The sequence below is a fragment of the Paenibacillus sp. FSL H8-0332 genome (genome assembly GCF_037963835.1).
Classification (GTDB): domain Bacteria; phylum Bacillota; class Bacilli; order Paenibacillales; family Paenibacillaceae; genus Paenibacillus_AQ; species Paenibacillus_AQ rhizoplanae.
The window spans coordinates 2,429,884-2,440,851 of sequence record NZ_CP150145.1; the positions used below are offsets into that span (position 1 = coordinate 2,429,884).

The 10,968-nt window shown below is 53.3% G+C and carries 8 protein-coding genes; 7 read left to right on the forward strand and 1 reads right to left on the reverse strand.

From position 1 onward, the window contains the following. Positions 1-27: 27 nt before the first annotated feature. The 6 genes from NST43_RS10350 to NST43_RS10375 all read left to right on the forward strand — a co-directional run bounded on the left by NST43_RS10350 (position 28) and on the right by NST43_RS10375 (position 8,998). Positions 28-1,677, forward strand: coding sequence for an extracellular solute-binding protein (locus NST43_RS10350; RefSeq protein WP_339224232.1), 1,650 nt, complete (start codon positions 28-30; stop codon positions 1,675-1,677). A gap of 33 nt (positions 1,678-1,710) precedes the next feature. Further along, a complete protein-coding gene (locus NST43_RS10355; protein ID WP_209992404.1) occupies positions 1,711-3,468 on the forward strand; it encodes a histidine kinase in 1,758 nt (585 codons plus the stop codon). Continuing rightward, complete coding sequence (locus NST43_RS10360) at positions 3,446-5,080, forward strand: response regulator (protein WP_209992403.1); 1,635 nt, start codon at positions 3,446-3,448, stop codon at positions 5,078-5,080. The genes NST43_RS10355 and NST43_RS10360 overlap by 23 nt, the downstream gene beginning before the upstream one ends. A 150-nt stretch (positions 5,081-5,230) precedes the next feature. Further along, the gene (locus tag NST43_RS10365; RefSeq protein ID WP_339224235.1) at positions 5,231-6,937 is read left to right on the forward strand and encodes an RICIN domain-containing protein; all 1,707 of its coding nucleotides are present in this window, start codon (positions 5,231-5,233) and stop codon (positions 6,935-6,937) included. Between the two features lie 676 nt (positions 6,938-7,613). Then, positions 7,614-8,777: a glycoside hydrolase family 27 protein gene (locus NST43_RS10370; RefSeq protein WP_209992402.1), complete on the forward strand. Its 1,164-nt coding sequence runs from the start codon at positions 7,614-7,616 to the stop codon at positions 8,775-8,777. Between the two features lie 17 nt (positions 8,778-8,794). After that, positions 8,795-8,998 carry a hypothetical protein gene (locus NST43_RS10375; protein ID WP_209992510.1) on the forward strand — a complete coding sequence of 68 codons (204 nt, stop codon included), beginning with the start codon at positions 8,795-8,797 and terminating at the stop codon, positions 8,996-8,998. A gap of 119 nt (positions 8,999-9,117) precedes the next feature. Here the strand turns inward: NST43_RS10375 and NST43_RS10380 are convergent, their stop codons facing one another. After that, complete coding sequence (locus NST43_RS10380; RefSeq protein WP_339224238.1) at positions 9,118-9,726, reverse strand: TetR/AcrR family transcriptional regulator C-terminal domain-containing protein; 609 nt, start codon at positions 9,724-9,726, stop codon at positions 9,118-9,120. Between the two features lie 188 nt (positions 9,727-9,914). On the opposite strand from NST43_RS10380, the gene NST43_RS10385 reads away from it, so the two are divergent. After that, on the forward strand, positions 9,915-10,943 hold the full coding sequence (locus NST43_RS10385; RefSeq protein WP_339224239.1) for an aldo/keto reductase: 1,029 nt from the start codon (positions 9,915-9,917) through the stop codon (positions 10,941-10,943). The last annotated feature ends 25 nt before the right edge of the window (positions 10,944-10,968 follow it).

The window sequence follows — 10,968 nt, forward strand, 5'->3', positions numbered from 1 at the left end:
ACAATGGCCTGGACTGTCGCTGCATGCATGGCCGTACAACTGTTGACCGCTTGTGAGAAGAGTGATAGCCTTGCGGAGCGTTCTCCGGTCCCAGAAGGACAGCCGGGGAGCGCTCCGCTCTATGAGGAGCCGGGTCTAAGCAAATATGATCCGCCGATTCAGCTGTCGTTCGTACGTGAGAACAACGATGCACTGGAAGAAATACTGAAGGAATTGCCGGGGGAAACGCTGGAGCATAACCGCTGGACCGAGCTGTATGAAGAGGTGCTCGGGATTAAGATTACCTATGATTGGACGGAGTGGAGCTCCATCTACTCCCGTAAGCTGGGGGTATCTCTGGCCTCCGGGGATATCCCCGATATTGTGCGGGTGAATGCTTCGCAGCTCAGGGTGCTGAGCAATGCAGGGCTGATCCAGGACCTGAGCGAAGTCTATGACCAGTATGCAACCCCGTTAACCCGCAAGGTGCTGAGCGAGGAAGGGACCGGTCCGTTCGAGACGGTTACCCTTGACGGCAAGCTTATGGCCATCCCGGAGACCAATTCGTCCATTGAGGGCGCAATGTTCCTGTGGATTCGGACGGACTGGCTGGAGCGGCTCGGCTTGCAGCCGCCGCAGACAATGGCAGAAGTGCTGGCTATTTCGAAAGCGTTTACGCAGCAAGATCCTGACGCTAACGGCAAGCATGATACTTACGGTCTTGCGGCAACCAAATACCTGTGGGACCCGGTCATGGGACTTACCGGCTTCATGGCCGGTTATGGTGCGTATCCCGGAATCTGGATGAAGGACAAGACCGGTAAGCTGGTCTATGGAGGTATCCAGCCGGAGGTCAAGCATGCTCTGCAGGTGCTTCAGGACTTGTACCGGACGGGACAGATTGACAGGGAATTCGCCTTCAAGGACGGGGTCAAGGCCAGCGGCTGGATTGAGCATGAGCAGGTCGGCATGATGTATGGGGAGCAGTGGGGCTCCTTCCTCGTACAGCTCAGCCGTGAGCATAATCCGCAGGCCGAGTGGCAAGCCTTCCCGCTGGTCTCGGAGTCCGGGGCACCGCCGAAGGTGCCGCTTCCGTTCAGCACGAACCAGTTCCTGGCGGTCAAGCAAGGTGTTCAGCATCCTGAAGCACTGATCAAGCTGATTAACCTGCATCTGGAGAAGAACTGGGGGACTACGAGTGAGGTGGAGCGGTATTATAACGCTCCGCAGGCGGTGTGGAAGCTGTCGCCGGTGACGCCGTTTCCGGTGCAGAAGAACCTGGAGGCCTTCCGGGAGCTGGAGACCTTCCGGCGCACCGGCGATGCCTCCGTGCTTCAGGATGAAGCGAAGACGATCCAGAAGCGGATTGCCGCTTACGAGGCGGGAGGTGCGGACAGCGAGACAGGCTGGGGCTGGGAGCGGACGTATGGGCCTTCGGGTGCTTTTTCCATCCTGGACGGGTATGAACGTAAATCTCAGCTGCTCTATGAGAGCTTCGTCGGCGCACCTACAGAGACTATGATCGAGAAGCAGAATATTCTAAATAATCTTCAGATTGATGCCTTCCTTGATATCATTCAGGGCAGACCAATCAGCCAGTTCGATAATTTCGTGGCCCAGTGGAACAAGCTGGGCGGCGAGCAGATTACGGCTGAGGTCAATGACTGGTATGCAGAGAAGGGCGGGAGCGGCAAATGATCGGGCCTGAGCAGAGCAATGGAGGCGGTACACATGCTTAAGTTTCCTGCGGTGTCGATGCGCCACACTATTTTTATCCGGATGGTTGTCACTTATCTCGCTATTATTCTGCCGATTCTGCTGCTTGGACTCTACCTCTACAACTGGAGCTACAGGAATGCAAGCCAGGACCTGTCCAGAGCGACCCTGTCGCAATTAACCTATTATCTGGAGGACCTGAACCGCGAGGTGGAGTGGATGGAGATCCAGCAGTATGATCTTGCCCAGGATACCGAGCTGAACAAGATTGCCGTTACCTGGAACTATATGGACGATGTTCAAAAGCGGGAGAGCCTGAACTACATCACGCAGCGGCTCACCTCCCTGAAGAACAGCAGCGCCTACATCGGCGATGTGTTCGTTCATATCCGTACCATTAACAAAACGCTGTCCGCGATGAACGGCATTGATCATTTTGACAGCAGCAAGTTCAATTTCTTCCGGTCGGTCGATCTGAGAAAAGAAGGCCGGCTGATCAACTGGAACAACTTCCTGGAGTTAAGCGTTACCCAATCCAGCGGCAGGAGGAATGAGCCACCGCTGTTCATCGTTCAGATTGAGCTGGATAACGAGAAGCTGAAGGATTCGCTCCGGGCGATCAACGCGTACGAGGAGAGCGGCTCGCTGCTGGTCTCGCGGCTGACGGACTTTGCACTCGGTACAGAGAACAGCTCCCCGGAGATGATTGAGAGCTATCACCAGGCGATCGATGAGGGGAATCTGTACAACTGGGAGCTGGATGGAATACGGTATCATATTGACAGCTTCACCTCGGACAAGCTGGGGATGGCTGTGGCTACCTACTTGCCGGAGAAGGCGGTCAAGCGCCCGCTGACCAAGTTCGTGGTCTGGGCCTGGCTGTTCGCGGCGGCGTCCTTCCTGGCGGTGCTGATCTATTCCTACGCCACCTATAAGTTCGTCCAGAAGCCGCTGCTTGTGCTGATCCGCAGCTTCAAACGGATGGAGAGCGGCTCACTTGATATTCAGATTGACCATGGCCGCAAGGATGAATTCGGCTATCTGTATCTCCGGTTCAACCAGATGCTCAGCCGGCTGCGGATGCTGATTGACCAGGATTACACCCAGAAGCTGATGATGCAGCGGGCGGAGCTGAAGCAGCTCCAGTCGCAGATCAACCCGCATTTCCTCTATAACAGCTTCTTCATTCTCAGCGCTCTGGCGAAGCAGGGGGACAGCTCCCGGATTGAGGAATTCGCTGGCATGCTGGGCGAATATTTCCGGTTCATCACCCGTAACGGGGAGGATAATGTCCGGCTTGCGGAGGAGACGCGCCATTCCCGGATGTATACGGAAATCCAGAAGATGCGCTTCTCCAGGCGCATTCAGGTTCAGTTCGACGAGCTGCCGGAAGCCATGAAGGAGCTGCGGGTTCCGCGCCTGATTCTCCAGCCGATTATCGAGAATGCCTATGAGCATTGTCTGGAGAAGCAGGCGGAGGATGGGGAGCTGCGGGTTTCTTTTGAACAGGAGGAACGGGAGATCCGCATTATTGTCGAGGATAACGGAAGCGGGCTGACCGATGAACGGATCGAGACCTTGAGAAGGCGGCTGAATCAGAACGGCGGAACACATGAAGTTACCGGTATGAGCAATATTCACCGGCGCATCCAATTAATCTACGGGGAAGGCAGCGGCCTGTTCCTGGACAGAAGCACATTAAGCGGCCTCCGGGTAGAGATCCGGATCAGGCTGACAGGAGGTGAAGGTCTTGTACAGACTATTGATCGTTGATGATGAAGAGATAATAACAGACGGCTTATACGAGGCGTTCAATCAACTGCTACCGGACAAGCTTGATGTCTACAAGGTCTATTCGGCAAAAGCGGCCCTGGAGTGGCTCGCACGCACACGAATCGATATTGTGCTGACGGATATCCGCATGCCCGGCATGAGCGGGCTGGAGATGTCTGAGCAGATCCGGGAGTTTTGGCCGCGGTCGAGGATTGTTTTTCTGACCGGCTACAGCGAATTCGATTACGCCTATAGTGCGCTGCAGATTCCCGGGGCCCGTTATTTGCTGAAGACGGAGGGCTTCGACAAGATTATTGAGACGGTGCAGGAGGTGCTGCAGGAGATTGAGCAGGGCAATATGCTGAGCGAGCTGCTGGAGCAGTCCAGGGAGCAGCGCGATTCCATGGAGACGGCGGCGCAGGGTGATTATCTCCGCCATCTGCTTCAGGACAGCCAGGTCTTGTGTGCGGATACGGATGCTTTAAGCGCAGATTTCAGCAAGCTGGGTATCAGTTTGGAAGCCCAATTCCCGGTCATGCTCGTGCTTGGACGGCTTACATACCCGGAGGGCATCTCTTACATGGACCGGCGTGAGCTTCTGACCTCTTCCCGGCTGATCTGGAATTCCCATCTGGTGGAGATGACCCGGCATGCCTGGGTGCTCGACAGGCACGGGGATCTCCTGTGGCTGCTGCAGCCTCTGCATAATGCCGAGGCTGTCTTCGGCGGGAATTTCGCGCGGTATCTGGAGGGGACGCTGGAGATGATCCAGGAATCCTGCCGGCAGACGCTGGGCCTGCCGGTTGCTTTTACGGTCAGCGGCTCGGCCTGTGCCTGGACAGAGACCGGCCGCCATTACGAGCGGCTTCACCGGCTGCAGCAGATGAAGATCGGGGACGGCATCTCTATGGTGCAGATTGACCGCAGCGGTCCGCCCGAGCCTGACGTAATCCGTGAGACGGGGGTCCGGCTTCACCAGCGGGTGGAGAATCTTGCAGCCCATCTGGATGCCGGACGGCGGGAGCGGTTCGCCGAGACGCTGGAGGAGATCCGGGAAGGCATTCATTCGGGCGTCTCCGTGGAAGAGGCGGCCGAGCTGTATTATACGGTTGCGCTTGTGCTGCTGTCCCATATGAACCGCTCGGAGCTCTACAGCCTAGTTAATGAATATGGCAAGCTGATGCGGCTGGACGAGCATTCGTCCCTGGGGGAGGGCATCTCTTATCTGGAGAGGCTGGCCGCAGATCTCTTCGAGCGGAGAAGCACAGCCGAGAAGGAGCGCTCCTCAGAGGTTATTGAACGGATCTGCGAATATATCCACAGCCATTTGGGCGAGGACCTGTCTCTGGTGCGGCTGGCCGAGCTGCATTATTTCAATCCGTCGTACCTGTCCCGCTTCTTCAAGCAGGAGCAGGGCATTAACCTGTCAGAGTACATCGATCAGTGCCGGGCGGTCAAGGCGAAGGAGCTGCTGGTAAGTGAAGCGCTCAAAATCCGCGATGTAGCAATGTATGTCGGTTATGAGGCCCACCATTCCTTCACCCGGTTCTTCAAAAAAATGACGGGAATGACCCCCCAGGAATACAGGGAGTCTATGCATGCAAATCTATAATATGTCAGTCTATCAACTATAATCTGTAAGTCTATCAACTATAATCACACAGGTTTCCGCCCGTCTCCGTGCAGAGTACAATTCAGATGTATTCGCTTTCATGAAGACGGCATCCGCCGATTCCACGAAATGAGAAGGAGATGGGTATCTGTGAGAAAAAGGAAGTTAAGCTGGTCCATGAAGCTGCTGGTGATGCTGGCCCTGCTGCTTACGCCGATGCAGTCCGGCGGTGGCACGGCAAACGCTTGGGAGGGTTCGCCTGTTCCCAAGCTGCATGTAAGCGGCAATCAGCTGGTGAACAGCAGCGGACAGCCTGTGCTGCTAAGCGGCTGGCATCAGCCTACCGGGGCTTACTGGACGTATCAGAACAGCAATTATTATCTGAACCGCAACGGCGGGAACCGGCATAAGGCCACTCTGGAGTACCTGAAGGAGATCACGGATACCTTCACCAGCACCTCCGGCAAATACGGCAATAGCCACGGCTGGTACTCGAATCAGGTCCGCCTGTTCATCGACCGGGAGGATATGGGCGATGTCGCAGCAGGAACGTATAACTTCGCGGGCCTTCAGGCAGCTACCCAGAATCTGATCATTCCTTATGTGGAGTATGCGAAGACGAAGGGGCTGTATGTCACGCTGGGGCTGGACTTCACCCTGCTGGACAACAAAGCGACCACCCAGGCCAATCTGGACAAGTTCAATCAGATCTGGGGTTATCTGGCCTCTCAGCCGGGACTCAAGAGCGCGGATAATGTTATGTTCGAGCTGGTGAACGAGCCTGTGCTGAGCGATGTGAACGGACAATGGGGCGGCAATCCCTCCCAGCCGAACTTCGCGGCGTTCTGGAATTCGCTGAAGAACTTCCAGAACTCGATGATCTCGACCATCCGCAGCAAGGGCGCGGACAATGTGATCTGGGCTTCCGGGCTCGGCTGGGATCAGCATTACCAGCTGACGGCATCCAGTCCGCTGACCGACCCGCTGAACAATTACGGCTATGCCGTACACTGGTATCCGGGCTACGGCGCTTATGACAATTTCAACTCGCTTCAGCAGATCTGGGATAGCAGCATCAAGCCTGCTGCCGATGCTTACCCGATCAATATTACTGAAACTACCTGGTTCAAGAACCAGCCGGGAGACTCCTCGTATTGGGATCTGTTCAACGGTACGAACGCAGGCTTCGGCAAGAATACCAAAGCGATCTTCACCGCCGCCGGCAATGTCAGCATTGCCGTCCATATGAACGGCTTCCTGCTCGATCCCGGTCCCAAAAGCTCCTTCGCCGATCCGGACGGCGGATTGCTCTATGACGGCAACGCCACCCGGGACGGCATGGCGCGCTTTATCTTCGAATGGTATTATGAGCGGGCACAGTTCAACCCTTGGAACGGGGTGTGGAACGGAGTCACCAACAATGCGAAGTATAAGCTGATCAACCGGGCGTCAGGCAAGGCGATTGATGTTCCGAACGGGCAGAATACGAACGCCCTTCAGCTCCAGCAGTGGCCGGAGAACACCGCGCTGGCTCAGCAATGGACGGTTACGGATATGGGTACGTACAATAATATTTACCGGCTGCGCAGCGTGAATTCTTCCGACAATAAGGTGATGGATGTGCGCAACGGGTCGAAAAATAACGGCGAAGCCATCCAGCTGATGCAGGATCTGAATAACACCGCCCAGCAGTTCCGGCTCATCAAGCTGAGCAACGGCTACTGGAGCATTCTTAATGTGAACAGTAACAAGGCAGTCGAAGTCACAGGAGCCTCCACCGCAGACGGCGCGAAGCTCCAGCAGAACCTCTACCGCGGCGATCTCCACCAGCAGTGGAAGCTGGTTCAGGTGAACTAGAGCTTTATGGTAAGAGCCCCCTTCTCGATCTGCAGGGCGGTCCGGGACAGTACCGGATTGCCGCGCGGGGTGAAGGGGGCTTTTTTGAGCGTGCGGGAGGTGCGAGTGCCGAATGTAATCGCAAAACCGATTACATCGGGCGTGTGTGGAGGGAAACAATTGCCTTTTATACACTTGCTGATGAACGGAAGGCTTCTCCTACAGCAACGGTTGGATAAACAACACTTAATTTTGCGCATTTGCTCTAAAGTGACGAAATTAAACAAATTAGATGCTCCTTTTCCACCTACTCCCGCCCAATCCTGAGAATCCAGCAAATTAAGATACCTTTGTCCACCTATTTCCGAGAGAGAAGATGACACAAGTAGTTTTGCTTGCGGCAGGGCCAGAGAAGGTGTGATTTTTCAACCCGCCTACCCGCCCACTCCCGTCGAAGTTGCTGCATATGCGCCCACAAGCATCACAATCCGCATAAAACAAACCAAGCTCTTTACACCTGCGACTCTCTCACTCCTTATATAAGAAAAGCAACATCCATCCATATAAAAGCAACGTTAAGCTATAGCTTGCAAGGTCCTGTTGTGATTAAATACATAAAGAATACAGTATTTATGCTGATGACTACTAGCTGGCAACTAATCATGGAATGATGGACTCGAAAGGATGAATACGAATCATGGACAAACAGCAACAGCTCGGCTTAACGCCGCCGATGGGATGGAATTCGTGGAACACTTTTACTTGGGATATCAACGAGCAATTGATCCGGGAAGCGGCCGATACGCTGGTGGCGGACGGTTATAAGGATGCGGGTTATGATTACATTGTGATCGACGACTGCTGGAGCCTGAAGGACCGGGACAAGGATGGCAAGCTGGTGGCTGATCCGGTCAAATTCCCGAACGGAATGAAGGCGGTTGCAGATTATATTCACTCCAAGGGACTGAAGTTCGGGATGTACTCTTGTGTGGGAACGCATACCTGCGCCGGGTATCCGGGCAGCTTCGAGCATGAATTCCAGGATGCGGAGTCGCTGGCGGAGTGGGGCGTAGATTTTCTTAAATATGACTACTGTTTCAAGCCCAGACATATGTCGGGGGAGCTGCTGTACAAACGGATGAGTCTTGCCCTCAAAAACTGCGGAAGGGACATCCTCTTCTCCGCATGTAACTGGGGTGAGGATAACGTCTACCAGTGGATTCGTGAATCCGGCGCACATATGTACCGGTCCACCGGCGACATTCAGGACAGCTGGGAATCGATCAAGACCCTCGCGCTGTCGCAGCTCGACAAAGCCGCCTACACCGGAGCCTACTGCCATAATGATCTGGATATGCTGGTAGTCGGCATGTACGGGGGCAGCAACAGTGACTTCATCGGCAGTCAGATCGGCGGCTGCACGGATGTGGAGTACAAGACCCACTTCTCGCTGTGGAGCCTGCTGGGCTCTCCGCTAATGATCGGCAGTGATATCCGCAAGGCGAATGAAGCTACCAAGAAGATTCTGCTGAACCCGGATCTGATTGCGATCAACCAGGATATCGAGGGCCGCGGAGCTTACCGCATTAAGCCTGAGCCGCAGTGGTTCCATACCAATGAAGTGTTCATGCTGGTAAAAGTATTAGCAGACGGTGACCTCGCCATCGGGTTCTTCAATCTGAGTGATGGTCAAAGAGAGATGTCGCTGCAATTCTGGGATTTCGGGCTTCCGTATGCCTCCGGCAAATCGCTGTCGCTGTATGACTGCTGGGAGCACAAGGAGCTTGGGGTGTTCAGAGAACGGTTCGCTCCGGTTGTGCCAGCTCATGATTGTCTGGTTGTACGGGCGAAACTGGTGTAAAGAAAGAAGAGAAGCGTATGAGCATGAACAGAACCTGCAGACAATGCGGCGTCCCCTTAATGACGGATGATGTGGCGATTTACCTGAAGCTGGTCACGCGCAATGCCCAGGATTTCCTGTGCATCGACTGCCTCGGCGTCCAGTTGAAATGCGGACGAGAGCCCATTGAGCGGCTGATCCAGTATTTCAGAGAATCGGGAAAATGCGTGCTGTTCCGTTAACGTTACTGACAAGCCAGAGCAGCGGTCTCCAAGGATGGAGAACCGCTGCTCTGTATATGTTTTGGGGTCCCCGCAAAGTACCTGAGTCATCATCGAAGCTAGAGCCCCACTTTGTGGGGTTATTTTGTGGGGACAGTGTTATCAAGACAGGGGGTATTACGTATATATACGGTTAACATTCGGGCTATATCTTCGGGCGGCATGGCACGGTCGCTCATAAACCAGTGATGGATAAGCCCAAATTGGGCGTTACCCAAATAAGCTATGGCATATTCAGTAAACAGGCGGCTTTCGTGATCCATCTCCGGTTGATGTTGTATAAGATTATCATATAAGCGTGTACCCGTCAGATACCGCAGGCGTTCTTGGATCTCTGCCGGAGCATCCGGATGGAATAATGCCTTGAAAAAACTGGCATGCTGCTGCATATATTCAAAGGCCTTAGTGATAGGTGGGAAAGCTCCTTGCGGATCAGGGTAGTCGATTAACTCCTTCATATGGATGGGCTCAAATACCTCTAATAACCCTTGAATAAATGATGTTTCCTCAATCAGATGAAAAATATCTTTATAGTGCAAATAGAAGGTACCCCGGTTAATCCCTGCTTTTTCACATAGATTCTTGACCTTCAGCCCTTTAATTCCTTCCTGCTCCAAAATAGAAAATAAGGCATTCTCCATTAGGGTACGGCTGCGGACGACTCTCATGTCTGTACTCTGTTCAATCATGGGCTGATCTCCTTTTTACTGATAACCATTAATTAATCAACACTATTGACATTGTATCTATTAATATACACTTTGCCTGTAATGTTCATTGATCTCCTTGGTATGCCTGATTATAATAGGTCCTAGCGCTGGAATCAACATGTGTTCATTATCTTCGCCATGGCAGGAACTTAACTAGGAGGTTTAACATGGAATATCGTTTTCTTGGAAAGACCGGTACTAAGGTCAGCAGCTTTGCGCTTGGCGGGTCTGGTTTTGGAACCAGGACAAGTGAAGCAGAGAGCCGGCTAATCATAGATAAGGCTTTGGATTACGGGATTAATCTAGTGGATACCTCTAATATTTACGGACAGGGAGAATCAGAACGTGTGATAGGCCAAGCTATTAAGCACAGACGGGAGAACGTATTGCTGGCTACTAAATTTGGTGCGGAGTCCCCTGAGAAAATTAATCAGAGCGGCGGGTCACGCCGCTCGATCAGGACGGCTGTCGAGCAAAGTCTGTTACGTCTGCAAACCGACTATATAGACATTTATCAGCTTCATCTTCCGCTGGAATGGATGGGCTATGAAGAAATTCTGCTCACGTTAAACGATTTGGTGAGGGAGGGGAAAATTCATCATATCGGCACCTCCAATCACCTCGGCGGACAGCTTGTACAAGCACAGGCGATTAGCGACCGTTATCATATTCAGCGTTTTGTAAGTGAACAGACACCCTATTCGTTGATTAACCGGCGCATGGAATTTGAACTTGCGGGAATCGCCAAGCAGTACAATTTGTCTCTATTTGTGTATAGTCCCCTATCCGGGGGCTTGCTGACTGGAAAATATAAACCGGGCCAGCCCGCACAAAGCGGCACACGCGCTTCCGATTTAAAAGGATATATGGATAATCTCGACCCGGAACTTGCCGAAAATGAATACAAGTTCAAGCTCATTGCCCAATTGCAGCAGTTGGCCAATGAATCGGGGATTTCGCTGGCGGATATGGCCACCGCTTTTACACAAAGCCATCCGGCTGTTACCTCTATAATATGGGGACCACGGACCTTGGAGCAATTGGGTGCCTATATCTCCGGTGCGGAGACCAGGCTCAGTACAGATGTGCTGGATGCGATTGATGTTATTGTTCCGCCAGGTAAACGGGTAGATGACAAAGAGCAAACCTGGACCCCGGAGTGGATGAAGCCGGAACAGCGCAGACGGCATATGTAGCTGCACGAACCGGGAATTTAAGTAT